At 44.9% G+C, this 26,147-nt stretch carries 22 protein-coding genes; 14 read left to right on the top strand and 8 right to left on the bottom strand.

Translation table 11 applies throughout. The annotated features are described in order from the left end of the window. Positions 1 to 205: 205 nt before the first annotated feature. The 5 genes from ACMA1I_RS03830 (at position 206) to ACMA1I_RS03810 (ending at position 5,006) form a co-directional block, all read left to right on the top strand. Entirely contained in the window at positions 206 to 964 is a 759-nt protein-coding gene (locus ACMA1I_RS03830; protein WP_337066963.1) for a nucleotidyltransferase, read from the top strand. Positions 965 to 966: 2 nt separating this feature from the next. Then, the gene (locus ACMA1I_RS03825; protein ID WP_337066962.1) at positions 967 to 1,719 is read left to right on the top strand and encodes a metallophosphoesterase family protein; all 753 of its coding nucleotides are present in this window, start codon (positions 967 to 969) and stop codon (positions 1,717 to 1,719) included. A 208-nt stretch (positions 1,720 to 1,927) separates the two neighbouring features. Then, entirely contained in the window at positions 1,928 to 3,025 is a 1,098-nt protein-coding gene (locus ACMA1I_RS03820; protein ID WP_337066961.1) for a cytochrome-c peroxidase, read from the top strand. A 61-nt stretch (positions 3,026 to 3,086) separates the two neighbouring features. Further along, on the top strand, positions 3,087 to 4,199 hold the full coding sequence (locus ACMA1I_RS03815) for a cytochrome-c peroxidase (RefSeq protein WP_337066960.1): 1,113 nt from the start codon (positions 3,087 to 3,089) through the stop codon (positions 4,197 to 4,199). Between the two features lie 66 nt (positions 4,200 to 4,265). Continuing rightward, positions 4,266 to 5,006: an MbnP family protein gene (locus ACMA1I_RS03810; protein ID WP_337066959.1), complete on the top strand. Its 741-nt coding sequence runs from the start codon at positions 4,266 to 4,268 to the stop codon at positions 5,004 to 5,006. 72 nt (positions 5,007 to 5,078) lie between these two features. Here ACMA1I_RS03810 and ACMA1I_RS03805 read toward each other — a convergent pair whose 3' ends face one another. The 3 genes from ACMA1I_RS03805 to ACMA1I_RS03795 form a co-directional block, all read right to left on the bottom strand. Next, on the bottom strand, positions 5,079 to 5,357 hold the full coding sequence (locus tag ACMA1I_RS03805; RefSeq protein ID WP_337066958.1) for a GNAT family N-acetyltransferase: 279 nt from the start codon (positions 5,355 to 5,357) through the stop codon (positions 5,079 to 5,081). Between the two features lie 146 nt (positions 5,358 to 5,503). Further along, complete coding sequence (locus tag ACMA1I_RS03800; protein WP_337066957.1) at positions 5,504 to 6,241, bottom strand: EcsC family protein; 738 nt, start codon at positions 6,239 to 6,241, stop codon at positions 5,504 to 5,506. A 641-nt stretch (positions 6,242 to 6,882) separates the two neighbouring features. Then, the gene (locus tag ACMA1I_RS03795) at positions 6,883 to 8,775 is read right to left on the bottom strand and encodes a M1 family metallopeptidase (RefSeq protein ID WP_337066956.1); all 1,893 of its coding nucleotides are present in this window, start codon (positions 8,773 to 8,775) and stop codon (positions 6,883 to 6,885) included. 588 nt (positions 8,776 to 9,363) lie between these two features. Between ACMA1I_RS03795 and ACMA1I_RS03790 the strand changes: the two genes are divergently transcribed. The 6 genes from ACMA1I_RS03790 (at position 9,364) to ACMA1I_RS03765 (ending at position 16,677) form a co-directional block, all read left to right on the top strand. After that, a complete protein-coding gene (locus tag ACMA1I_RS03790; RefSeq protein ID WP_337066955.1) occupies positions 9,364 to 11,082 on the top strand; it encodes a L,D-transpeptidase family protein in 1,719 nt (572 codons plus the stop codon). Further along, on the top strand, positions 11,066 to 11,641 hold the full coding sequence (locus ACMA1I_RS03785; RefSeq protein ID WP_337066954.1) for an azurin: 576 nt from the start codon (positions 11,066 to 11,068) through the stop codon (positions 11,639 to 11,641). The genes ACMA1I_RS03790 and ACMA1I_RS03785 overlap by 17 nt, the downstream gene beginning before the upstream one ends. Before the next feature lie 625 nt (positions 11,642 to 12,266). Beyond that, entirely contained in the window at positions 12,267 to 12,695 is a 429-nt protein-coding gene (locus ACMA1I_RS03780; RefSeq protein ID WP_337066953.1) for a helix-turn-helix transcriptional regulator, read from the top strand. A 160-nt stretch (positions 12,696 to 12,855) separates the two neighbouring features. After that, positions 12,856 to 14,202: a DUF2254 domain-containing protein gene (locus tag ACMA1I_RS03775; protein ID WP_337066952.1), complete on the top strand. Its 1,347-nt coding sequence runs from the start codon at positions 12,856 to 12,858 to the stop codon at positions 14,200 to 14,202. 54 nt (positions 14,203 to 14,256) lie between these two features. Continuing rightward, the gene (locus ACMA1I_RS03770) at positions 14,257 to 15,642 is read left to right on the top strand and encodes a TIGR00341 family protein (RefSeq protein WP_337066951.1); all 1,386 of its coding nucleotides are present in this window, start codon (positions 14,257 to 14,259) and stop codon (positions 15,640 to 15,642) included. 216 nt (positions 15,643 to 15,858) lie between these two features. Further along, positions 15,859 to 16,677: an ion transporter gene (locus ACMA1I_RS03765; RefSeq protein ID WP_337066950.1), complete on the top strand. Its 819-nt coding sequence runs from the start codon at positions 15,859 to 15,861 to the stop codon at positions 16,675 to 16,677. Positions 16,678 to 16,748: 71 nt separating this feature from the next. Here ACMA1I_RS03765 and ACMA1I_RS03760 read toward each other — a convergent pair whose 3' ends face one another. The 3 genes from ACMA1I_RS03760 to ACMA1I_RS03750 all read right to left on the bottom strand — a co-directional run bounded on the left by ACMA1I_RS03760 (position 16,749) and on the right by ACMA1I_RS03750 (position 19,800). After that, positions 16,749 to 17,129: an Hpt domain-containing protein gene (locus tag ACMA1I_RS03760; protein ID WP_337066949.1), complete on the bottom strand. Its 381-nt coding sequence runs from the start codon at positions 17,127 to 17,129 to the stop codon at positions 16,749 to 16,751. A 172-nt stretch (positions 17,130 to 17,301) separates the two neighbouring features. Beyond that, positions 17,302 to 18,666, bottom strand: coding sequence for a sigma-54 dependent transcriptional regulator (locus ACMA1I_RS03755; protein WP_337066948.1), 1,365 nt, complete (start codon positions 18,664 to 18,666; stop codon positions 17,302 to 17,304). 291 nt (positions 18,667 to 18,957) lie between these two features. Next, positions 18,958 to 19,800, bottom strand: a complete 843-nt coding sequence (locus tag ACMA1I_RS03750; RefSeq protein WP_337066947.1) for a DUF1206 domain-containing protein — start codon at positions 19,798 to 19,800, stop codon at positions 18,958 to 18,960. A gap of 440 nt (positions 19,801 to 20,240) precedes the next feature. Here ACMA1I_RS03750 and ACMA1I_RS03745 point away from each other — a divergent pair, with 440 nt between their 5' ends. Continuing rightward, complete coding sequence (locus ACMA1I_RS03745) at positions 20,241 to 20,825, top strand: DUF4136 domain-containing protein (RefSeq protein WP_337066946.1); 585 nt, start codon at positions 20,241 to 20,243, stop codon at positions 20,823 to 20,825. 168 nt (positions 20,826 to 20,993) lie between these two features. On the opposite strand, the gene ACMA1I_RS03740 is transcribed toward ACMA1I_RS03745, so the two are convergent. After that, positions 20,994 to 23,021 (bottom strand): cation:proton antiporter, encoded by a 2,028-nt coding sequence (locus tag ACMA1I_RS03740; protein WP_337066945.1) that lies wholly within the window; start codon positions 23,019 to 23,021, stop codon positions 20,994 to 20,996. A 266-nt stretch (positions 23,022 to 23,287) separates the two neighbouring features. After that, on the bottom strand, positions 23,288 to 23,941 hold the full coding sequence (locus ACMA1I_RS03735) for an HD domain-containing protein (RefSeq protein WP_337066944.1): 654 nt from the start codon (positions 23,939 to 23,941) through the stop codon (positions 23,288 to 23,290). A gap of 495 nt (positions 23,942 to 24,436) precedes the next feature. Here ACMA1I_RS03735 and ACMA1I_RS03730 point away from each other — a divergent pair, with 495 nt between their 5' ends. Continuing rightward, positions 24,437 to 25,189 carry a DUF481 domain-containing protein gene (locus ACMA1I_RS03730; RefSeq protein WP_337066943.1) on the top strand — a complete coding sequence of 251 codons (753 nt, stop codon included), beginning with the start codon at positions 24,437 to 24,439 and terminating at the stop codon, positions 25,187 to 25,189. Positions 25,190 to 25,296: 107 nt separating this feature from the next. Next, positions 25,297 to 26,100 carry a polysaccharide biosynthesis/export family protein gene (locus ACMA1I_RS03725; protein WP_337066942.1) on the top strand — a complete coding sequence of 268 codons (804 nt, stop codon included), beginning with the start codon at positions 25,297 to 25,299 and terminating at the stop codon, positions 26,098 to 26,100. Positions 26,101 to 26,147 lie beyond the last annotated feature (47 nt).

Raw genomic sequence — 26,147 nt, 5'->3', positions numbered from 1 at the left:
CTCTTCTCCAGGCATTGGAACTGACCGGCTTCGTATAATTCAAAAAATATACGCCTTTAGGCTTGGTACTATAACAAAAATGAACATTCGGGAGTAAATGCTTCTACTCCGCCCTGTAAAGAGTTTCAGGTACAATTTCTTGAAGTTACACCTAAACGTCACCAACAGGTGCTGGGGCAATACTCATGTTTGGATTTTAAGTAAAATGGCAAAAGATACAAAACAAAAAAAAGTAACAGATAAGCAAAAAGCTGCTGAGACTTTTTATAAAGAAGCATTAGAAATTTTAAATGCTGCTGGCGTACCCTACCTGGTAGGTGGCGGTTTTGCGCATAAAGAATATACCGGCATATTCCGGGACACCAAAGACCTCGACATTTTTTGTAAATCCGGCGATTACCCACGCATTCTGAAAACCATGGCCGACAGCGGTTACGAGCTAGAGGTAACGGATGCCCGCTGGCTTGCAAAAGTGAAAAAAGGAGAGCACTTCATCGATATTATTTTTAGTAACCCCGGCGGGCTTTGCGCGGTAGACGAAACCTGGTTTGAGCATGCCGTAAAAGGCGAAGTATGGGGCTTGCCCGTGTTGTTTATGGCGGCCGAAGAGTTGATCTGGTGCAAAATTTACGTGCAGAACCGTGAGCGCTACGATGGCTCCGACATCAACCACGTGATGCTTCGGTATGGCCACAAAATGGATTGGAAGCGCCTTTGGCTACACATGGAGCAACACTGGCAATTGCTGCTGGCCCAGTTCCTTAACTTTCAGTTTGTGTACCCGTCAGACCGCGATATTATTCCGAGGTGGCTTTTTGATGAACTCCTGAAAAGAGCGCAGGAACAGTTCGATATGCCTACATCGCTGGAGCGGGTATGCCGCGGCGCCTTAATTGATCAGACACAATATGCAACCGATAGTAACGAATGGGACTATAAGGTAGTAACCATGAGATCAGTTTAACTATGATAGAAAAAGAAAATAACGAACCAACCAAAACCAGAATCGCAGCCATAGGCGACATACATGTGCGGGAAGCAGACCAGGGAAAGTGGGCCGATTTTTTCAGGGAAGTATCGGCGCAGGCCGATGTGCTGCTCCTTTGCGGGGACCTTACCGATACAGGCCGGGAATCGGAAGCTGAAGTTCTGGCCAAAGAGCTAAAATCTTGTTCCATTCCTGTTATTGGTGTGCTGGGTAACCACGATTATGACAAAAACGAGCAGGAAGCCATCCGCAAAGTACTTGTTCGCGAGGATGTACATATACTAGATGGCGAAAGTGTGGTGATTGGAGATGTCGGTTTTGCCGGAGTAAAAGGGTTTGGGGGAGGTTTTGACAAGGGAATGCTCTCAATGTTTGGCGAACCCATGATGAAAGCTTTTGTACAGGAAGCTGTTGACGAGTCGCTGAAGCTGGACGGAGCCCTTGCCCGCTTAGATAGCGAGCATACCGATTTAAAGAAGATCGTGTTGCTGCACTACGCGCCCATAAAAGCAACAGTGGTTGGCGAACCGGAGCAGATCTTTCCTTTTCTAGGCTCCTCGCGGCTGGCAGAGCCATTAAACAGGAGGGGTGTTATTGCTGCCTTTCATGGGCATGCCCACATCGGTACTTTGCAAAGCGAGACTTCAAAAGGTGTGAAAGTCTTTAATGTTTCCAAGCCAGTGTTGGTGCAGGAAGGCTACGACCCCTGTTTTTTCCTGATGGAAGTTTAATTTTTCCCGAGGGTCCAAAAATATAAATTCTGTTAATGAAAATGCCCTTCTAGAGGTGTTTTTGGCTTTAGGCTAAAGCAGCCTGTTAATCATCTGATTCCGGTAGCTCTTCCTGATATAAGTGCTACCGGAATTTGCTTTTTATGGCGGTACAAGCTTACTTTATAATAATGCTATTCAGTACCAAACCCCTACCAAAAACTTGAGAATGGCGGCCCGGCGATTATTCCTGATTCTTTTGCCCGTTATGTGGCTGCTAGGAGCCTGCTCAACGGAGCAGGAACTGGGGCAGGAACCGCAGGTAAAGCAGCAGGAGGTGAAGGTGCCAGCCAACTTTCCGGCTCTGGAAATGCAAAGCTACAATCAGCTGTCGGAGGAAGGGGTAGAGTTGGGCCGGCGTTTGTTCTACGACACCAGGCTATCAGGGAACAATACTTTATCGTGTGCCTCCTGCCATGAGCAGCGGCTAGCTTTTACCGATGGTGCTGCCCTTTCTGCTAAGGGGGCTGCAGGAACTCCCTTGCTTCGCCATTCGCCCGGCTTAGCCAATATGGCCTGGATGACTGGCTTTTTCTGGGATGGAGGAGCTAAAAATCTGGAGTCGCAGGCCTTTGGACCTCTCACGGCCCCAGACGAAATGGACCAGAACCTGCAGGAACTGGTAACGGAGCTGCAGTCCATTCCTGATTATGTTAGCAGATTTAAGCTTGTTTTTAACGACGAGATAAAGGCGGCCTATATTGGGCAGGCGCTGGCGCAGTTTCAGCGGACGCTTGTGTCGGCTGGTTCGCGCTACGATAAATATGTGCGCCAGGAGCCAGGCGGCACCATGTCGGAGCTGGAGTTGCAGGGGCTGAGAGTTGTACGGCAAAAGTGCGGCAGCTGCCACACCGGCGAACTCTTTACCGATAACCTCTATCATAACAACGGCCTCGACCTGGATTTTAACAACGAGCAGCACGAAGGCATTTACCAGGGGCGTTACCGCATTTCGCATAACCCGGCAGATCTTGGCAAATATAAAACTCCCACCCTCCGTAACATCATGCTCACTGCACCTTATATGCACGATGGCCGGTTTGCTACTATCTCCGAAGTGCTGCACCATTATAGCCAAGGGGTGCAGGTATCTGCCACCCTAGCGCCCGACCTGTTGCAAGGTGCCGGTGGTGCGGCCGGAATACCTTTAACCCAGCAGGAGCAGGAAGCTATAGTGGCCTTTCTGGAAACACTAACTGATTACGAATTTATTCAGAACCCCAAGCTGGCTTCTCCTTTTAAGGAAAAAGAGGAGAAAGTTTTTTAAAGAAAATGGCATTTTGCATACCAGAAAAAGGACCTGCCCGTTGAAAATAAAAGTTCGAAAGATGAAGCCAGTTGTACCAAGCCTTTTGTGGAGCATGTTGCTAGCCGCTTTCTTTGCTTGTTCCCCCGATAAAACAGGAGAGCCCGACCCTACACCAGCCACCACTTCTCCTACACCTTACGAACTGGTTAGGCCAAGCATTTTTCCGCGCGTGGAGAGTATGCCCGTCGATAACCCTTTAACAGTAGAAGGAATAGAGTTGGGTAGGCATCTTTTTTATGAAAAAAAACTATCGGGCAACAATACCATGTCGTGCGGCAGCTGTCACATTCAGGAAAAGGCCTTTACCGATGGCAAGGCTGTGGCTATAGGAGAGCTCGGCCTGCCGCACACCCGCAACACCATGTCTATTGCCAACCTGGCCTGGTTTAATCGTTTTAACTGGGATGGCAGCGCCTTTAACCTGGAGGAGCAGGCAACTGGGCCGATCGAGAACCATTTGGAGATGAACCAGAACCTGGATGAGGCAGTGCACGAGCTGCAGGCTACACCACTGTATCCGCCTATGTTTCAGAAGGCGTTCGGCTCTGCCACCATCACCACCGATAACATTCTGAAAGCGCTGGCGCAATTTCAGCGCACGCTCGTATCTGCCAATTCGCGCTACGACCAGCACATGATGGGCACTAAAAAACTGAGCAGCTACGAGGAAGAAGGCATGGATTTGTTTATGACGCACCCGGAGCCTAGCATCAGCCTGCGCGGCGGCAACTGTGGCGATTGCCATGGCGGCACCCTCATTTCCATGAAAACCTTCCATAACAACGGCCTCGATGTAACTTTTGCCGACAAGGGGCTTGGTGCAGTGACTGGGAACCCGCGCCACGATGGCATGTTTAAAGCGCCTTCACTACGAAACATTGCTCTCACGGCTCCTTATATGCACGACGGCCGTTTCAATACTCTAGAAGAAGTGCTCGACCACTACAACGACCACATGCGCTACGACAGTCCCGGCATAGACCCGCTCATTGTTGAAGCCTCAAATATAGTAGATGGAAAAACCCTGATGATCATGGAAGAGGAAAAGAAGAAAATTATTGCCTTTCTGCATGCTCTCACCGATTCTAGTTTTATTACAGAAGAGCGTTTTTCTGACCCGTTTAAAAAATAAGCTGCCACAGGTTATTAATCCTTTGGTTTATATCTCTTCATTCAAGCCCTTACACCTTAGAAAACTATGATGAAATTAAACCTGCGTTTCATTTTTATATTAGTAGCTGTTCCACTTCTTTCGGCCTGCAACGACAAAAAAGAAAATCCTGAAGCTACTACCTCTGTAACTGTTTCTATTCAGAACATGGTTGGAACAGAGCCGCTCCAGCTAGACGAGGTTGCCTATATCAGCCCCGCAGGCCATAGCTATTCTCTCAGCAACTTTAAATACTACCTTAGTAATGTAAAACTGATTGGCAGTGGCGGAGCAAAAATGTATGTGGAGCCAGAGAGTTACCACCTCATTGCTCAAGATGGTAAAACCTCCTTTGTAATGCCCGATGTGCCTGTTGGAACTTACCAGAAGCTGGAGCTTTCTATAGGAATAGACGAAGAACTTAACCACCGGATAGATCACCAGGGAGACCTGGACCCAAGCAACGAGATGGTATGGAACTGGGACACAGGTTATAAATTTATTACCCTTGTTGGCTCCTACACAGGCCAGACGCGGAGTGGGGGATTGGTGTTCCATATTGGGGGCGATGCCAACTACCGCACTCTTACCTTGGACCTGCCCCAGCCCCTGAACCTGCAGGAAGGAGGGAGCAACCAGCTGCGCCTGCAGGCAGATGTAAACGAGCTTTTTCAGCACCCGAACCTGATTGATTTTGAGGTGATGAACTCCTCCGGCCACGGCTCCGGCCCCAATTTAATAGCCGAGAACTACAGCAACGGATTTTTAAAAGTTATAGCAGTCGAGTAATTTTTAATATAAAAAAGCAGTGGCTGCACCTTATCGGGCAGCCGCTGCTTTTTTATGGTTTCTGCTTTGGCGTTACACTTCTTCCATGTACTGGTTGTACTCTGGGTGGCGTTTTACAAAAGTCTCTACTACAGGGCAGGAAGGTATAAATTTATAGTTCTTCGATTTTACAAATTCCAGCCCTGCTCTTACCAGTTCATCCGCCAGCCCTTGACCACGATCCTTTTTCGGAACATATGTATGATCAAAATCTATAATATTATCTTCAGGATAAGTATAGGTTAGTTCTGCTTCTTCTCCTTCTAAATCGGCGTAGAAGCGTAAATCATCTTCATCGTGTACGATATTCATAATCTCTAGCTTTTGAATTAGTTCTGAATGTACGTTAAAGCCGGTTCTAAGTTAATAAAAGATCTTGAATAGGCCTGATTCGAAAAACCCTCAAAACTCTCTTAAAGGGCAAAACCATTAGAAGAATTTGAGTTTATAAGAAAGGCTTAAGGGTTCAGCAGCTTTTCCTCGTCGTGCCAGCGGAGGCGGTAGGCATTCATGGCGGTGGTACCTAGCTTCTGGAGGAGGCGGTAATTTACTACAGCACCAATAGGAGCACCAATAACTGGGATCATTTGGGCCAGCTTCGGAATATCGATATAGTCGCGGTACTCCTGCTGAAAGTTGCGCCAGTCGAACTGGTGAATGTCAGTGGGGAGCTGGTGCTTTTGGTCTTCCCAGTTCACCATTTTCAGATACACCTGCTTACGCTGCTCCTGGCTGCTGAAAGCGAGCTGAAAGATGTAGAGCAGGTACACCCGTTCCCGGTAATCTTCCACAAAGTAGCCGTAGTACGTGGCAATGTCGAACAGCATTTTCAGCTTCAGGCTCAGCAGCAGCGGGAAATCGGCCAGTCCCAGCAAAATACCCCCCACACCAGTAACGCCACCTTCTGCAGCAGCTGCCTTCTTATAAAATGCTATACGGTCCAGCACCACCTTCTCCTTCAGCTCCATGGTTACATGCACAAAAGGCGGTTGTGTGGTTTTTTCGGCTCCAAACAAAACCGCCCGGATCATTTGCTTAACGGTGGCGGTAACAGCCAGGTGGACTTTTTCAGGGATATAGCTGTTGAGCTTGGTCTGCACTTTTTTAGCCATTCTGTTCGCTAAAGAAGGCTCCTGCATCATTTCGTGCTGCCAGAGCTGCAGCTCCAGCAGCATTTGTTCTTCATAAGGAGTCATAGGTGTAGATTATCAGCTGGTCTATTTTGTTGTACGGCAGGGGATGTAGGTTGGGATTCAGAGCTTCTGATTAAGAGTTTTTCTGAAAGTTAGCGGATTTTAAGCAAGATTACCTGTAAAATTCGTTAAGAATTTATTGGTATAGGTTATTGAAGACCTCTCCAAATGGTCATCCTTTTGGGATCTTGTGGGCAAGATCCTTTAGCAATGGCTACTGGCGGTTTAGTTTAAGTTCGCATAGTTTATATTTACCTGTTCATCAGGCTGAAGCTATTGCATAGCTGGCTTTCTTGTTCTTTTTGTCTTGATACAAAAAGAACCAAAAAAATCAAGACAATTTTGAACTCGCTGACCGCTCAAACAAAAAATCGTCAATTGTGCACCTGGCAAAAGTATTCGCTCTGAAGCCTCCTGCCGCACTAGCTTTTTAAATGATGAGGCAGCTTTTACATCGCTCAAATTATTCTAATGAAAATGGCCTTCCAGAGACTATTTTTCCTATTATGGTCCAGGACTTGTTGGAGATTCTGAAGCTTCGGCATAATAGTAGAAACAGAAATCAGTAAAGATAAAGATCCTAAAAAAGCAGAAGGCGAAGGTTAATGACACCTCCGCCTTCTGCTTTTTTAGGCTCTTGCTTGTTATTTTACCATTTCATCTATGGTACTGGTAGATACGGCGTGGTAATTTGGCCGTGCTTTGGCATAAATGGCGAGTGCTTTTTTCTTGCCTTCCGGGGTTCTCAGCAGTTCCTTGTAGAGCGGCACCAGGAATTTTCGGCGGCCTACAATGGTCAGGAAGGCTTCCATAGCCTGGTCGGCCGTGGTGTAGTTGTTGCGGATGGCGTGTAAGAACCAGGCAGCCAGCACTTCTGAGTTACCCGATTTCGTGAAACCGAATGCCTTGTCTAGTTCTGCAAGCTGTTGTTGAGAAAGCTCCTCAGGCAGTAGCCGGATAAAGTGCAGCCACTCATGGCTCGACCAGTCTTTGGTTTGCAGCGAGGCAGCTGGCGTGCCACCAGACCAATTCGTATAGGCTTCTTCTACTTGTGCAAATCGTTTGGAGGCAGGTTTAACATGGTTTTCCGGAAGTCCGGCTGTAAATACCCAGCCTTCTATATCTATTTGCGCTGCAATTTTCTCGTCACCCTTAATGAGCTCGCTACGCAAAAACTCCAGAAAGCGGTCGGTGTTGGTGCTTTGGAACGCGAAGGTCTGGAAGTACTTGTTCAGGAACTGGTCCATGCGCTCCCGGCCTACTGTTTTTTCGATGTTAAGCAAAAATGCGTTTCCTTTTTCGTAGGCAATTTCTGTAAGGCCTTCATCCGGGTCGCGCCCCTCCAGGTCGAGTTTCAGACGGGTATCGTCTTTTTTCTCCATTTCTTCTAAAGTATGTTGCAGGTCCTGGTAACCGAGTACCTGCAACATGTCGGCATAATCTTTACCGTAAAGCTCCTCCATAATCCGCCGTTCAAAATAAACAGTAAAGCCTTCGTTTAGCCAGAAGTCGTTCCAGGTGCCGTTGGTTACCAGGTTGCCGCTCCAGCTATGTGCCAGCTCATGCGCAATAAGGCTGGTAAGGGACCGGTCTTTGGCCAGCACAGTAGGCGTTACAAAGGTGAGTCGTGGGTTCTCCATGCCACCAAACGGGAAAGACGGAGGCAGTACCAGCAGGTCGTAGCGGTCCCAGCGGTAGCGGCCGTAGAGCTTTTCGGCAGCCGTAAGCATCTGGTCCATCTCGGCAAACTCATAAGTAGCCTCTTTAATGGTAGCAGGCTCTGCATAAATCCCGGTTTTTTCTCCGATGGGCTCAAATACAAGGTCGCCCACCGACAGCGCCATCAGGTAAGAAGGGATTGGCTGACGCATGTAAAATTTGTACTCGCCCGTGCTGTTCTTTTCTTTCGGGTTTTCGGCACTCATAACAGCCAAAAGTTCTTTAGGCACCTTTACGTTGGCACTGTACGTAATCCGGATGCCCGGGCTATCCTGAATGGGAATCCAGGTGCGGGCCAGAATGGCCTGTGACTGTGTAAACAGGAAAGGGTGCTTTTTGCCGGCTGTCTGCTGCGGGTTCAGCCATTGCAGGGCGGCTGCTGCTGTTGTGGTGCGGTAGTGTATGGTTACAGATTTTGTGTCTGGCTTAATATCTATCAGCAGGGGCTGGCCCAGAAACTTCTCTTCTTTGCCCAACCGGAAAGTGGTTTCGGCTAAGCTGTCTCCCAGAAATACTTTCTCGATTTCCAGACCACGTGTATCAAACACGATCTGATCGGTTTTTGTGATGTTATCTATCTGGTAAGTTGCCTGCCCGGCAATAACCTTTTGGTCGAAATTAACCGATATGTTCAGGTCGAGGTGTTTAGCTACGGCCTCGGTTGGCTGTGCAAAACTATGTACATCGTGCGATACTCTTTCAATTTCTTGTCCGGTTTGCATAGTCTGATTGTCGTTAGAGGAATTATTGCTGCAAGACACCAGCTGCATGGTACTTGCCAGGCCTAACCCAAGTAAAAACGTTTGGTATGATTTCATTTATAAGCATATGTTCTGCTGGTAAGTTAAGTTTTTTATACCTAAATGGTCAAATTCTATTGAGGCTCTTGGCTGGGTTATTACTAAACAATAGGCTTACCTTCTTTGATTTTGCTCAGGGTGAAGAAGTTAAACTATTCGTTTTGGTTAGAGAAAAGAGGAGCCTCGGAAACGTAAGTGCTGTAGGAAGTACAGGTAAAGGTCGTGTTCGATAACATCTATATTAAAGACTTAGTCTTATATAACATGGGCCAGGGCCTTTACCCTGATTCTGATAAAGTGGCTCCGGAAGGGCAAATTCATTACAATAATTTAGATTCGAGGTTTAGGGTTTGTTTTAAAGTAGGAAATTTATGTTAAATAACAATGGCTGTAACATCTTCCGTCAGCTAAGGAAATTATACCGGGGGAGTGGCAGGGCCAGCTGCATAACATTTTTATACAAATAGAAGTACATAGAACATAAATTCCCCTTACAGTGTGAGGAAGAGGCTGCTGCTTGTACTATAGCAGGATCGGCTGTTCGCTTTCTGCCTTTACATGGATAGAAGCTGCTACCAGGGGAGATCTACCAAACATAAAATAACAATGAACCCTATTTATTATTTCACCCGATTAAAATATATGGCAGGCTTTTTATGCCTGCTGCTGACTTTTGGCTGTAACTCAGGCTCCCGCGACAATCTGGCGGGCAATGAGGATAAAGACCAGATCCAGACAGACAGTGTATACGTGCAGCGTTTTATAAACCAGAAGCAGGAATTTAAAGACCATGCGGACCTGATGTTTCTTTTTTACAGGGAGCGCGATTATCGCCTGGCCTGGTTCAGGGACGACAAACTGGTTCCGGAAACTGAAAAATTCCTAGAAACAATAAACCAGAGCCGCAAAGAAGGACTGGAACCTGCCAACTACAAAATAGTGGATGTGGAGGGCATGATTCAGAAGCTGAATGAGATGAAGACCAAAGACACCGCTCGGGTGGCGTTGCAGAAACAGATTGACGTGGCCCTTACTGCTACCTACTTTAAATACGCTTCAGATTTTTATACCGGCCGCCTCGATCCAAATGATGAAACGAACCTGGAGTGGAACGTAAAGCAGAACAATATAAAACTGCATAAGGTGCTGCAAACTATCCTGAAGGAGCGTGAAAGCACCTACCCGTATTATGAGTTTGAGGCGCTTCACGATGGTTATGTGCAACTACGGTCGGCCTTACAAAAGTACCGTGCGTTGCAGAAGCAAGGCGGTTGGGCTAAAGTGGAGCTCGGAAACCGCAAGTCAATAAAAGTGGGTGATACCGCTCAGGCTGTGCTCTCCCTCCGTAAGCGCCTGAACCCAGAAGCCGCCGTAGATGTAAATAACCCGGCACATCGCCAATTCGACACGAACCTGGAGCAACAAGTTAAGGTGTTTCAGCAATTACATGGTCTTGATCCGGATGGTGTGGTAGGCGGTAAAACATTGGAAACCTTAAATGTGCCAGTTGAAAGCCGGATTGATCAGATTATGGTAAACATGGAGCGCTGGCGCTGGATTCCGAAACGTCTCGTTCCAAAGAGCTTAGACCAGAAGTTTATATGGGTTAATATTCCGGAGTACAAGCTCTACATTTATGAGGATCCGGATAACGACCCGGAGGCGGAAAGAAAGTACAAGAAAACAATGGAAATGAAAGTGATTGTGGGCAAGCAAATGCACTCCACGCCTATATTCAGCGATAAGCTGGAGTACGTGGTGGTGGCTCCTTACTGGAACGTGCCGAATAGCATTGTCGCAAACGAAATAAAACCTGCCATACTGCGTAACCCAAGCTATCTGGAGTCGCAGAACATGGAAGTGGTAACAAAAGAAAAAGAACCCAAAGTAATTGATGCTTCTTCTATCGATTGGGAAAATGTAACAGAAAAAGACTTTCCGTATATGGTGCGCCAGAAGCCAGGACAACGCAATGCCCTGGGAACCATTAAGTTTTTGTTTCCTAATGAGTTCGCCGTTTACCTGCACGATACCCCAGCCGGACAGCTGTTTAGCCAAACGGAACGCGGGTTTAGCCATGGTTGTGTGCGTGTTGAAAGGCCAATGAACCTTGCTACCTACCTGCTACAAGACATGCCCGAGTGGAATGAGAGCAGGATAAATGAAACAATAGAGGCTGGAGAAGAAACCTGGATAACCCTGCCTAAAAAAGTGCAGGTGTACCTGGTGTATTTTACCAGCTGGGTAGATGAGAAAGGCAATGTTCACTTCCGGGAAGATATCTATGGACATGACAAGAAACTGGAGAATGAACTTTTTAGCTAAGAAAGCAGGCTATACCACCACTTGTTTAGCACTTTCAGCGGTGCTGCTCTCCACCGGTTGTTCTTCCGACAACCCGACGCAAAATGCAGGCGAGCGCACAAAAGATTCAGTTGTCGTAGATAGTAAATCCAAGCAGAAGAACATGCAACCAGTGCAGGAGATTACACTCCGGACTGTAGGCGACGAGGTGAAAGAGGAAGAGGAGGAGGGCAAACCCAGGCATAAGCATTACGACCAAGACACTATTGAAGTAAAAGCAGGGTCGGTAGTAAAGTTGACCCTGATTAATGAAGGCTCTGAGCAGTCCATGATTCATAATATCGTTTTTACCAGAGCAGGAAAATCCACGCAGGTAGCGCTAGCTGGAGAAAAGATAGGAGCGCCAGGAAACTTTGTTCCTGCCGATACCGTGCGAGTTTTGGCCGCATCTCCACTTGCTTTGCCCGGCCAAACGGTGCATCTAGAGTTTACAGCGCCTAAAGAACCTGGCTTCTTTGATTTTGTCTGCACTTATCCGCAGCATTACAAAGAAATGAAAGGAGTGATGGTGGTGAAGTAGCATATTGAAATAAACTAAGATTCTTGCTTTAGAGGCATGCTGTAAAACAGCATGCCTCTTTTTTATTGCCTATACCGCATTAAAATTAACTTAAACAATCGAGCCCCAGTAGGCGCATTGTCTTAATGTTACAGAAACAGGAGAAGAGAATGGCACAAAGGAAAGTAGTAAATGCGCCTAGAAACTGCCAAAAGTGTATTTATGATTTCCACAACTTATACACTCCTGCTAGAATAAGCAAGGCTTAAATAGGTGGTTTTTAGTCTTATGTGGATAACTCGAGTTATCCACATAAGCGAGAATTACCCTGCCATTATGTCATTTTGTGTGTTTTGCTCCTATCTGGATCATGCTGTTTTCCTATAAAAGCGCCTAATCTATACTGCAAAATAAGAGCAACAAATACAAGATGTATGAAAGCTGTTTGCTGTTTACATTTGTATATACAATTGTAAATAGTTGGTGGAGGTTTAGTTATATTGTGTTTTTAGATTATTAATAATTAACTAATTATGATAAGTATTTAAAGTGTTTGATGAATTTACAAAACAAAAACATATAGGTAATACTTTACTTTTGTTAAAGAATTGAGTAACTCTGGTATTCATTTGTAAATCAGTTTGAGATGAATATGATCGAAAGAATAAAGCAGCTTATGGAAGAGAAAGGCTTGAGCCCTACGCAGTTTGCTGATGGGGTGGAGGTGCCTCGGGCAGTAGTTAGCCATATACTCAGCGGCCGAAATAAACCTAGTTTAGATGTGATTTTAAAAATCCTCTCTGCCCATAGAGACGTGAGTATGAACTGGCTGTTGTTAGGGGATGGCCAAATGTATGCTTCTGAATCTTCAGGTAATGGCGACTCAATTACACCTGAAAAGGTAACTACCAGACTGCCTGAGCCTGATAAGCCGGATGAGGCTCAATCACCACATAGGCTGCCTGAAGTGGGGCAGCCAATTCCTCAACAGGTGAATAAAACAGATAGCAAAAACATTGAACGCATAGTTTACTTCTATTCAGATAAAACTTTTGAAGTTTTTACTGCTTTTTGAATTTGTAGTATTTTAAGAATTGCTCTATATGCCTTTCAAACTAATTTTGAGAGTATCTACCAGGGGAGGCTTAGTTTAGGAGGTTACAAACCAGTAGCAGGAAAAAGTAGTAAAAGCAATAGTATATAGCTGCCTTTTGTTTTTTGTCACTTTCTGGTTTATGAAAAGAGTTCTGAGTCGATTAAAATTTCTCTATCACTACATTATAGGAAGTATCGGATTTTATCCTACGCTCATATCTTTGCTGTTTTTCGGGCTGGCTATGTGCTTGATTTATCTGGAGACCAGAGGCTTGAGCAAAAGTGTCAAGGAAAACCTGCCCTTCTTTATCATTACAAATGGTGAGACGGCCCGTATGGTTTTAAGCTCCATTACAACTGGTCTTATATCGCTGGTTGTATTTAGTTTTACGATGGTTATGCTGGTGCTCAACCAGGCAAGCAGTAATTTTTCTCCTCGGGTAATACCTGGCCTCATCACATACAAAGCCAATCAGAAAATTCTGGGGCTCTACCTTGGCACCCTCATTTACACCTTGGTGGTGATGGTGAACATTCGCTCTGACATGTATAGCGAAGAATTACCGGGGCTGGCTATCTTTCTGGCCATGTGCTTTACAATCTTATGCATTATTTTCTTTGTGTACTTCATTCATGCCATTTCACAAACCATTCAAATAGATAACATCCTGGAAAGTATCTATGAGATCACCAGGAAAAGTTTGCTGAAGGAAGAAGAAAAAGTAAATATAAGTCAGGGGCAGCGTCTAACTTCTGCAGACACAACGAACTGGCACCCTTTACTATGTCCTAAAACAGGCTATTTGCAAACAATTGATCATAAACAGGTTGCTGAAATTTGTAGGCATCATAATGTATTGATTTCTTTTCTGCAGCCTATGGGAAGTTTTCTGGTAGAAGGAACCCCTTTTCTTATGGTTAATAAACCTATAAACGATCTGGATACTTTTTGTGAGGATATGTTAGATCATGCCAATTTTTATAAAGCCGAGTTAGTTAATACAAACTACCTGTATGGCTTTAAACAAATTACCGAAAGCGCCATTAAGGCTTTAAGTCCGAGTATTAACGATCCGGGAACTGCTGTTAGAGCTATTGATTACCTGACTGATCTTCTTGGAATTAGGATGAGATTGCCAGACGAAGAAGTGCTATATGATGAGGAGGAGAAAGCCAGGGTTTGGGTTCCTAAAGTAAATTTTGATGAACTGTGCCGTAATTGCCTAGGGCCTATAAGGTTATATGGTAAAGGTGATACTGTAATTGTGGCCAGATTGCTATTCCTGCTGAAAACGTTGCTTTATAAAGCTTCTAAAAGTCCAGGCCGGATCAAAAGCATTCAACAGCATACGCAGCAATTGTTGATTGATGCCAGCGAAGTGATTACGAATAAAGTAGAAAGGCTGAATTTAAACCGCCTGGTAACTGAGATGAATAAGATGAATATCCTGGACAGGGAACTGACTTTAATGCCAGCCGAAGCCTGAAATCTGAGTTAAAAAGGCTATTTTTACGGCTTTATTAAAAACTGCTACTCTTTTATGCTTCTTAAATCCCTGAAGAACACGCTGGATGGCGTTCTAAACATACAGCACGAAACTGATGAAGAAGGCACAATAAGGGAGATTTACGATAAAACTCCAATCAGGGGGAACAACACCTGGATGCTGATTTGTTCGGCTATGCTGGCTTCTATTGGCCTCGATGTAAGCTCCGGAGCAGTAATTATAGGAGCCATGCTCATATCGCCTCTTATGTCGCCTATACTGGGCGTAGGGCTATCGGTAGGCATCAACGATAAGGAGATGCTGGTGGCTTCGGTTAAAAACCTCGCACTAGCTGCACTTGCAGGACTTATTGTAAGCACGTTCTATTTCAGTTTAACTCCATTAGGTGAGCCTACGAACGAAATTCTGGCTCGTACACAACCTACCTTACTCGATGTACTGGTGGCTTTCTTTGGCGGTGTTGCCGGTATTGTATCCATTTCCAGGTCAGATAAGTCGAATGCCATACCTGGTGTAGCTATTGCCACTGCCCTGATGCCGCCACTCTGTACGGCTGGCTACGGTTTGGCTATGGGCAAATTCAATTACTTTTTCGGCGGGTTTTACCTATTCTTTATAAACGCCGTGTTTATCAGCCTGGCTACTTTCCTGATCGTTAAATACCTGAAGTTTGAGGTAAAGCATTACCTCGATAAGCAAAAGGAACGGCAGGTGGCTCGGATTATGGGCGTTATTCTGTTTATTGTTGTGCTGCCAAGTGTTTACTTTCTGTATAACATTTACAAAGACCTCCAGACCAAAAAGAAAATAGAAAACCTGATTGTGAAGGACTTTGCCGGCCGGAACAACGAAATTTTGAAGTGGGAGATAGCCAACACCGATTCGCTGAATGTGGTGAAGATCTACAGTGTGGGCAACAAGCTGGAAGAAGGCTTAGTGGGGCATTATAACGGTGTACTCCAGAAGAACTCGCTTGGAGATTACAGGGTAAAGGTGGTGCAGTTGGATGTATCGGCGGAGGATGTGCAGCAGATGGCCTCTCAGATCACCAATAACCTTACCCGAGATTTCCTGAAGACGGTAGAGATACAGAAACTGCACAGCCAGCGCCTCGACAGCATCCACAGGCAGGAGGCCAAGGTGTATACATCAGGACAGGCAACTTCCGATCTTAAACTGCTTTTCCCGGAAATTTCGAAGGCTCAGGTAGGAGAGATGGTGGTGGCTTCTGAACAGCAGAAACAGGATACCGTAGTGCTGGTGATGCTGGATTGGCAGAGTCCTCAACCAAAGCCAGGGCAGTCAAAGCAGGCAGCTAAACTGAATGCGGCCAGTGTGCGGGAACACGAGAGCCGCATCAGCTCTTTTATTGCCCGAAAGCTAAACCGTGATTCGGTGCAGGTGGTTTCTCGGTTTTAGTACATGTGGCAGGTGCCCTATGGAAGTTCAAGAGTTAGAAAAGGATTGGCTCATTATATTGATGATTCTTTGTGTTTTAACTAATTTAAAAAGTGCGGGAACCTATAACACTTTTAACTAATTTTGCCTCTGGAAGGGCAAATTCATTAGAATAATTTGTTACATGACACACTCTTTATTTCACCTACAGGTAAGCAGTAATTTTCTTAAACCAAGATGAGTAAACAACCAAGCCTGAGGCAGAAGATTTACACTGTCATTTTTGAAGCAGAAACACCGGGAGGTAGAAACTTTGATGTGCTGCTGCTCCTGATGATTCTGTTGAGTGTGCTCACGGTGTCGCTGGAGAGTGTGGTAGCCCTGCACCGTGAATACTTCGACTATTTTAGAATCCTGGAATGGTTCTTCACTATTATTTTTACAATAGAATATATACTCCGTATTTACAGCTCACCCAGGCCTATTAAATATATTTTCTCAGGCTTCGGGATTGTCGATTTCTTGTCTATTGTACCAACGTACCTCAGTTTTTTTGTGCTGGGTTCTCAGTATTTTGCTGTAGTAAGAGTTTTGCGTTTGCTCCGGGCGGCGCGTATTTTTAAGCTTACCCGGTTTATAAATGAGGGGCAGATCCTTACGCAGGCTTTGCGTGCCTCTCTAACCAAGATTACAGTTTTCTTGGGTGCCGTGCTTACGATGGTGGTGGTAATAGGGTCTATAATGTATATTGTAGAAGGCGCTGAGCGAGGATTTACCAGCATTCCGGTGAGCATCTATTGGGCTATTGTTACGCTTACCACGGTAGGGTATGGCGACATAGCCCCGGCCACGCCATTAGGTCAGATTCTGGCGAGTTTTGTTATGATAATGGGCTATGGCATTATCGCCGTACCTACAGGCATAGTATCGGTGGAACTGGCTAACATCGAAAAATTAAGTATCAATACCAAAGTCTGCCCGTCTTGCCACAAGGAGGGGCATGCTCCTGATGCTAATTTCTGCAGCAATTGCGGACATTCCTTTGAGAAAGCTTAGACAAAGAAAGGGCCACATCAGAGCTTGCAGTTGCCTTCAGAAGCAGCCACTCCAGACGCTGCAGACTACTCTTATACGCCCTCTGTTAATTCCTCCCGAAACTTATTAATAACCTGGCCCATAATATAAGTCAGAAATTCTACGCTGGTCTGCATCTGCGCCAGGTTAACTTGTTGTTTGGCATCTGATTCGATCTGGCGGACCACTGTTTTAAGAGATTCTATGCGCAGCGCATCGATGGTTGCTTTTAATTTGTGTGCAGAGGAGCTTACAGCATCCCAATCTGCTGCTGCATAATGCTGTTGTAGCTCTGATACTGTTTGCGGCACAGTATCTACAAAGAGCTGCTTTGTTCTCTTTAGAAAAGCTTCATTGCCGCGCGCCATCTTCTGGATCATGGTGAGGTCGTACAATGGTTCAGCGTTGTCGGGCAAAGGGGTGATAGTGTGCATAGAGATAAAAAATAGTAAGCCAACCGTAACAGCTGGTAATTATGGGATCTAGGGTTGAAATATGGTTGATTAAGGAAATTTAGAGCAATAGAAATGTGCTAAGATCAAAAATTGTTAAGTTCAAGTACTGATACTGTAGTTTAGTATAAATTGCTTTAAATAAGCATCTTATTTAATTTTTTACATATATCTCTTTATTCTGAATCATCCGATAAATAGTGGATTTGCCAATGTCCAGCTTATCGGCCACCAGCAGTACATTATAATCGTACTTATCGAGAAAATGCTGAATGATATCTTTGTTAAAATCCTTCAAGGATCGCTCTTTGGAAAGGAAATCCTTGTCGGAGCTATTGTTTGCCTGGAAGTTAATGTGATACTCTTGAATGACCTCATCATCTGATAGCACCACCGCAAGTTCTACCACCGCCTTTAGCTCCCGCACGTTTCCAGGAAACGAATAGGAGAGAAGCTTCTCCTGTGCCTCTGAAGAAAGCATTTTGCGGCCCAGCCCGTTATCTTTGGCAAAGGCTTCTATGAAATGCTTTGCCAGTACCAGCACATCGCCGCCACGATCGCGCAGAGGTGGCAGGTTAAGCGGCAAGCCGAGCAGGCGATAATACAAGTCCTCCCTGAAAGTTCCCTTCCGCACTTCTTCTGCCAGGTTTTTATGCGTGGCTACTATAATGCGTACATCTACCGGCACAATCGAGTTCCCGCCAACGCGGGCAATTTCTTTCTCCTGAAGTACTCGAAGTAGCTTTGCCTGCAGGCTAATGTCAAACTCGCCAATTTCGTCCAGGAAAATGGTGCCTTTGTTGGCTTCTTCAAACTTGCCTAGTCTCCGCGACATGGCACCGGTAAAAGCTCCTTTTTCATGCCCAAAAAGCTCACTTTCAATCAATTCCTTAGGAATGGCAGCCACGTTTACGGCCACATAGGGTTGCTTTTTGCGGGGGCTGTTATAATGTATTGCCTTAGCAACAAGTTCTTTTCCTGTACCGGTTTCACCTGTTATAGAAACAGTTATATTGGTTTTAGACGCTTTGTCCATCATGGCAAACAAGCGCTTAATAGCTTCGCTGTTACCAATAATAACATTGCCAAAATCGTATTTCTGGCCAATTTCCTCGCGTAACTGCTTTATCTCCTGCCGGAGACTGGTGTTCTCGCGTATTTTATTGATGGTGTTCCAGAGGCGCTCAGGCGTGTCCTCGTCTTTAACTATATAATCGTAAGCGCCTTTTTTTAGCAGGTCAACAGCCGTGGCTACGTCTTCCTGACCTGAAATAACGACCACCTGGGTATCAGGGCTCTGTTCCTTTATTCGTTTAAGCACCTCCGACCCGTTTTTATCGGGAAGAGAGTAATCCAGCGTTAGCGCATCTGGGCGTTCGTGCAACGCAGCAAGACAATCTTTGGCAGCATGAAACTTTCGGATTTCGTAATCGGGGTTAAGAGACAGGTGGTATTCCAATAAGTCGCTATACCATATATCATCGTCGAGAATAAAGATTTTAAAAGTCGTATTTTTCATGAATGCCACTAACGGATACTATTCTAAATGCCAAAGATAGTACTATTTAGGTCTGAAAAAATAGCAACTAAGCACGAAATTGCAAACTTAGGAAGAGACGGCCAGGAAGGTATACTTTGTAGCTTTAAAAAGTGTAGGAAAGCAATGGCCTCCTGGAGGTAAAAAAGATTAATTTACCTCCGGAAGGCCATTTTTATTTGAATAATTGGGGTAGTAAAGCTCCTTACTTCAATTACCTGTTTAGGTTGTGCTCTAAATCTTATTGTACGTTAATTACTTAGGTAGGTATATTCACTGAGTCTGGATTACCTCATACTTGGCCCTCACAAACATAAAGACGCCGTAGCAAATAAGACCTAGTGCCACAATTCCAAGAAGGTAGGAGCCATAACTGGAGTTTTCCAGAAACTGAAAGGCGCGTTGGCTACCACCAGCTTCATTTGAGTTTGCTTCCAGCGCCGCCTTCAGAAACATATAGCCAATGACCAACCACACGACACCACGGGCCACATAACCTGCCTTTCCGGCTCTAATGAGCATGCCTTTTACTTCCGGTTTAATTTCAGTCTCTTTTATCTTTTTCTTGTATTTGCCCGAAAAGGCTCTGTAAAACTGGTAGATGCCCATCCACAACAAACCTAAAGCAACTGCGCCTGCGAGCCACTGTCCGAATGGTTGCGCCAGGAGTTCTCTTGCCAGCGTTTGTCTGGAATCTTCACCTTGGTTGCTGCTACTGCCAGAGCCTATCACCAATCTGGCGGCATAAAAAGCAAAAAAGCCATACACAAGCCCACTAAAGGCATAGCCGATGCGTGTACCTAATCCTTTTGCATCAGAACCTTTGTGATCTGTGTCTTTAACTGCTTGAATCAGGCGCCAGGCCATGTAGCAAGCCATTCCGAGTGCAACTAGTGCCAGCAATGCCTGTCCATAAGGCTGCCGGAGAATTAACTGGAAAACATCCTGTTTTCCAGCTTCCTGGTTTCCTCCTCCTAACTCAAAGGCAGCCATAAATGCCAGTGCGCCCACCAGGCAGTAAATAACGCCTTTGGCGGTTAAACCCACCCGGGCAAATCTCACTACCCATGCCGGTTGCGGAGAGGGTAAATGTTGAGTCATATTTGTAATGTTCATAGAAGTAGATGTTTATTATATAGCTGTTTTTTGTGTTTAATATTTTAATACTAGTTAATTAGACCTGTAAACTTAAACTTTAATGTGAAGATGTGGCTTAAGACCTCGGAACAGATGTAGCAGAGGGAATATTTCTTCGCCTGGCTGTCTTATTCATTATCAAACTGCTCAAAGGCCTTTGCCTCAAGTACGCCAAAATGCCTTTGAAAGGGCATTTTCATTAGCGTAATTTCCTTTTGGTGCTACGGTGTCATTCAGCTTTACATAGGAAGCTTTCCGCTCTTCAGTGGGGCTATAGGATAAACGCTCCGCTTGTTTTTTCGTTTCAGAAAAAAGGCTTCTGGAGCAGCTACTTTTTCATAACTTTTTTACCTTTGGCTGCTCAGGCACCGACTTCTGTTATTTTGCTCCGGAGGCCTGCACAACCAGGTTCTACTACTATGAAAAAACAAGCTTTACCCATTCTGCTATCGGCTTTTATACTTGCCCTGTTTTCAGGGTGTGTAGCTACATCCGGTATTGTTTCCACGCACACTATTTCAGCTTCAGGTTCTCAGCCAGGCCGGTATACTACGTACAACTGGTACCTGGAGCAACCGGTGCAGGATCCAGACTTTGAAAAGGGTTTTGATAAGGAGCTGGATCAGCACTTAAGAACGGCAATTGAGGAGGAGTTAAAGAAGAAAGGGTTGACAAAGACAACAGCTAACCCCGATGTGCTGGTGGCTTACGATGTTAGCGTGTCGGTGCCCAGGGAAAAAGACATTCCATCTCACTTTGCTGAAGGATTTGGCTATAGTTATGCGCACATGGCAGGTTACAGGTATACTTACCAAAACACAGGTATACCAGGTTACCGGGCAGTGGACCTATTTAAACAAGGCACCCTTATTATAGATATGGTAGATCCTGCCTCCAACCAGTTACTATGGAGAGGCTGGACAGAAGGAGCTATCAATAACTTCCAGGCAGGCTACAGAAAAATTCATCGTCAGGTAGAGCCCATCATTTCTAAATACCCCTGATCATTTACTTTAAAGTTTAGCGTAGATTTTTTTAAGATCATCATTGCTCTAATCTATTCAATTTGAGTATTGGCATAAATGAGTCATTTAGAGCCAATGCATAGACACAAGAGGAGAAGCTACTGAGGGTGCAGCATCCTTTTCCTTATATCAGATCACTTGTTCTCCTTATGCTGATACTGAAAAACTTGTTTCCGATTCTTCAGGGCGCAGGTAATTATCGAAGCGGGTAACGTCGCGGGGTTTTCCTACCACATATATGATGTCCTCCTGCTTCAGTTTGGTGTTGGCATTTACCGTTAAGATAGTCTCACCAGTTGCTCTCTTTATAGCTACTATCGTAACCTGGAACCGTTTAGGGATAGCTGCTTCTATCAAAGGTTTATCTACAATAGTAGGGTCTGCTGTATGAATCCTCAGTGTAGCAACTTCTATATCGGGCAGGTCCGAAATTAAATTAGAAAGTGTGGATGGAGCGCTTGAGATGTTACGGAGCATGTCGTAGTTGTCTGCTCGAATGCTATTGGTGAAGACCTGGATATAATCGCGGGGCATCAGGTATTTAGAAAGAACCCTGGTAAATATTTCGATGGATGTCTCAAATTCCTCCGGAATTACCTCATCTGCTCCAAGTTTAAAGTTTTCTTCCATTTCCTGTACAAAGCGTGTCCTAACAATAATGTGCACCTTGTCGCTCATCTGGCGAATAGACACGATGATGCGTTTGGTGGCCATGGGGTCAGAAATAGCCACTACTACTACACGCGCCTTTTCTATGCTCACATGCGAAAGAATGGTGCCATGGACGGCGTCTCCAAACAAAATAGGTTCTCCGGAGTCGCGTTCGGTCTTAACGGTGGCTGCATTCAGCTCCACAATTACATAAGGAATTTGGGCGTGTTTGGCAGCTTTGGCAACATTGCGCCCGTTTATGCCATAGCCAATTATCACAATATGATCTTCCAGGGGTGGGTGAGACGCGTCGTCGTGATGCGCCTTGGCCGCTAATTCTTCTGAAGCAGACTGTTTAGGCAACAAAGAACTGATTCTTGAGGAAATGCTATGGAAAGAGTTAATAATAAAGGGAGTTATGGCCATGGTAAGCAGCGACACAGAAAGAAAATACTGGTAAGCCTCATTGGAAAGCAAGCCATGTTCTATTCCCGCCTTAGACAAAATAAACGCAAATTCACCTACCTGGAATAAAGACAAGCCTACCAGCAAGGAAGTGCGCCAGGGAAAGGCTAGCGCTTTGGCAGCTACCGTAGCGACAAGCGCCTTGATCAGGAAAGTGCCAGCCGTTAACAGCAGCACGACAATGAGATGCGTCAACATAAACTGGAAGTCGAGCAACATGCCGATGGAGATAAAGAAGAAGCTAGTAAAGATCTCCCGGAAAGGCAGGATGGTGCTGGTGGCTTCGTGACTATACTCAGACTCTGATATGATCAGGCCTGCCATAAATGCTCCCAAGGCTAAGGAAAGACCGAGGCTGGAAGTAAGCCAGGCTACGGCAAAGCAAATTACAACTACGCACAATATAAAAAGTTCTTTGCTCCGGGTGCGTGCCACCATGTCGAGCAGCTTTGGTACCAGGTAGCGCGCGCTGATCAAAACAAATACCACAACCAAGGCCCCTTTGGCAATCATCCAGAAAAGCGCCAGAACAATATTGTCCTCTCCGCCGGCCAGTAAGGGAGTAATGAGCATGAGCGGCACCACCACAATATCCTGAAATATGAGAACGCCCAGCACGACTTTGCCATGCGGACTATTAATCTCGCTCTTATCCTGCAGTAGCTTCAGCACAATAGCCGTGCTGCTCAAGGCTATCAGGAAGCCCATGAATATAGAGGGACCGGTTCCAAAACCAAAAGCGGAGACAGCAGCGGCCACCAGCGCAATGGTAGCGGCCACCTGAATAGAACCTCCCAGTAAAACTGTTTTCTTTATTTTGGCCAGACTCTTCAGTGAGAACTCCATCCCGATAATGAAAAGCAGCAGAATAACTCCGATTTCGGCCAGTACCTCGATGTCGTGCATAGACGACAGAATGCTAAGCCCATAAGGACCGGCAATAACACCTGTAGCCAAAAATCCCAGAATGGTGGGGAGCTTAAACTTCTGAAACAGAAGGATTACCACCACGGCCAAGCCAAGTATAATTACAATGTCTGATAATAAAGGTATTTCCATAGATATGTAGTTGCGTTGGCCTAACTATTAGAATAAGCGGAGACAATTTACTAAAATATCTTTAGAGCAGGTGGTGGTGGCGGTCTGTTGTTGATGGTTAAATTATAGTTAATTTTAATTGTCGCAGAAGAATCCGGTCGCGAAATAGTGGTTCAATGATAGGAGGGGACTAAATTATTCTAATGAAAATGACCTTCCAAAATTAAATAGGGTAAAAGCAGGCTAGGGTTTAAAGATACAAAACAATACCCTACGGCGAGATTACATTACTTTCCTTCCCATTCCTGGTAAAACTGCTCTAAGAATTCCTCCATAAACTGGTGCCTCTTTTCTGCCATAGCCTTTGCCGAAGTTGTATGCATACGGTCTTTTAGAAGAAGGAGCTTTTCGTAAAAATGGTTTATAGTAGGAGCGCTTGCAGTTTTGTACGCTTCAAAAGAATCATGCAGGATTGGCTTGATCTCAGGGTTATACATTTCGCGGCCTTTGTGCCCGCCATAGGCAAAAGCACGTCCTATACCGATAGCGCCAATGGCATCCAGCCGGTCTGCATCCTGCACAATGCGTCCTTCCAGACTACTCATAGCGGAAATGGTGCCAGCACCTTTAAAAGATATTTCTTTAATAATAAGGCAGATGTGTTGAATAGCAGGTTCTTCTACTTGAAGCGACTCCAGCCACTCTCTTGCAACTCTGGGTCCGACAGTGTCGTCGCCGCCATGGAATTTATGATCGGCGATGTCGTGTAGCAAAGCGGCTAATTCCACTATAAACAGGTCCGCCTGCTCATTTTTTGCTATGTTCTTCGCATTTTGCCAAACCCGGTAGATATGCCACCAGTCATGGCCCGATCCTTCACCGGAAAGGAGGGATTGAATATGGTTAGCAGTAGTCTGAATAAGGGCAGGGCGTTCTGACATGATAAAAAGTGTTTGTGGTAAAGACAAAGCAAAGGTAAGGAAGACATCTGATTTCTAATTTTTCAAGGAAAAAGTCTTGTAGAGAAAAAACACCACCAGGTTTCAAACTGAAGACATTGCACATAGATATCCAATTAGTTCTCCTACTTTATGTCTACCAGGGCAGAAAGTGAAAATTCCTGCTTTCCCTCTGGATAAAGTGGTCTTCCTATGCTCCATTAGCACCCTAATATTGTAAAATTAGAGTGCTAATTGTTAAGCAACTCAAATATTTTAGTTATAGCTTTAGCCTCGCAAGCACATTATTTAAAAATAAACATCAATAGTCTCCGAGGCTTAAGATTAGATATAAGTTATCAATTTGCAGCAAACTTTGCTGACCTGTTAACAGAACGGAGGCACCTACAGCTAATGCAACAGTTTTATTTCTTCTCAAAGCTACTTCTATTTTTATTTGTATTTTCATTTTTCGCTTCCAGCGCAGAGGCTCAAATATTGAATATTGAACGGGCAAGGCTCCAGCGCGATTCAGCTAATTATTTTACGGGCAGTGCAGGACTGAACTTTTCGATGTACAACCGGAATGCCGGTCGCGACAACCCCAATAATTTTTTGCAATTAACGTTTACAGGTGATATCGGCTACTTTTCGAGACGACATGCTTATATGCTGCTGAACAATTACGACTATATCTTAGTGAATTTCTCCTCGAGGGAGACCAGGAATACAGTTGCCAGCAACGGGTTCACACATTTCAGGATTAACCTGCATCGCAAGCAAAAGCTCTCATATGAGCTGTTTGTGCAGCTGCAAAACGACCAGGCGCGCGGCCTGGATCTGCGGACCCTGAGCGGGGCTGGCGTCCGGATTGCTCTGCTCCGGAACGATGCGGTGCAGCTGTATGCCGGCACCGGCCTGATGCACGAGCACGAAACCTGGAAAGACCCAGACAGAGATGGTGTGTTCCAAACCTCTGACCTCCTGAAAAGTACCAATTACACTAGCATAAGGGCCAAGCTAAACGATCTTGTCAGCACAAGTGCCATTGTGTACTACCAAACCGGCTACGATAAGGCCATTAGCAGGCTCCGAAACAGGTTAAGCGGCGATGTAGGTTTTGATGTAAAGATTTATGGAAAGTTAAGCCTTCGCACCAATTTTAACTTTACTTTCGAAGATGAACCAATTGTACCAGTAACAAAGTTTATTTATTCAATCAACAACGGATTTAAATATGAGTTTCAGTAAATTAATTTTTAGCAGGAGGTGAAGCATATCCTAATTTATTTCCTAATTTCGCCTTTTCAGATTAATGAATTAATCGTCAGTTTTAGCTAACTTGTTCTTATTTAGCAATGTGCAAAATAGAGAAAATGCGCCCTACTCTTACCCTTATCTGTTTCTTTGTCGCCCTTCTGATGATCGGAGGCTGTGTACCGCAACGGAAAATAAAATTATTACAGGAAGAAGCGAATGTGAAAGATCAGGGAGAGGCTGATGAGTTGCTGAAGACAATTAAATTGCAGCCACCAATTTATACTCTGAAGCCCGGGGATGTGCTGTCGCTTCAGATACGGACCACTACTCCAGCTGAAAATAACTTCTTGGCAGCTCCGGCTACAACTTTCGGTACGGCAACGGATCCTCTGCTCACTGGTTATACCTTAGATGAGGGTGGAAATTTGAACTTACCCGTGATTGGAGATGTAAACCTTTTGAATTTGAGTATGCCTGAGGCAAGAGTAAAGGTAACGGCGGCTCTAGCTCCTTATTTTGAATATCCTACAGTTAATTTACGCTTGTTGACTTTTAAGTATACTATAGTTGGTGAAGTAGAAAGGCAAGGGCAGTTTACCTCTCTTCAAGATAACATTAACTTAATGGAAGCATTGGCAAATGCTGGAGGTATGACACCCTATGCAAACAGAGGCCAAATCAGATTAATACGGCAGGAGGAAGGGCAGGCAAGGATTTATACATTGAGTTTGCTAGAAGAAGATATTATTGGTATGAAAAACTATTATATTCAACCTAATGATATGATAGTTATTGATCCTTTGCCAGCCAGGTTCTTTAGAGAAAATATTGTGCAGAATTTTACCATGGTGCTTTCAATTGTATCTTCTATTTCTTTATTAATCTGGAGATTTACTCGCTAAATAAATTTTTGGGATTATAATATTAAAGAGTTAAACTCGTAGATTTA

Origin of the sequence: Pontibacter sp. 13R65 (assembly GCF_047525655.1) — a bacterium.
Taxonomy (GTDB): domain Bacteria; phylum Bacteroidota; class Bacteroidia; order Cytophagales; family Hymenobacteraceae; genus Pontibacter.
The sequence above is the reverse complement of the archived record's forward strand: the minus strand, read 5'-3'. Positions and strand labels throughout refer to the sequence as shown.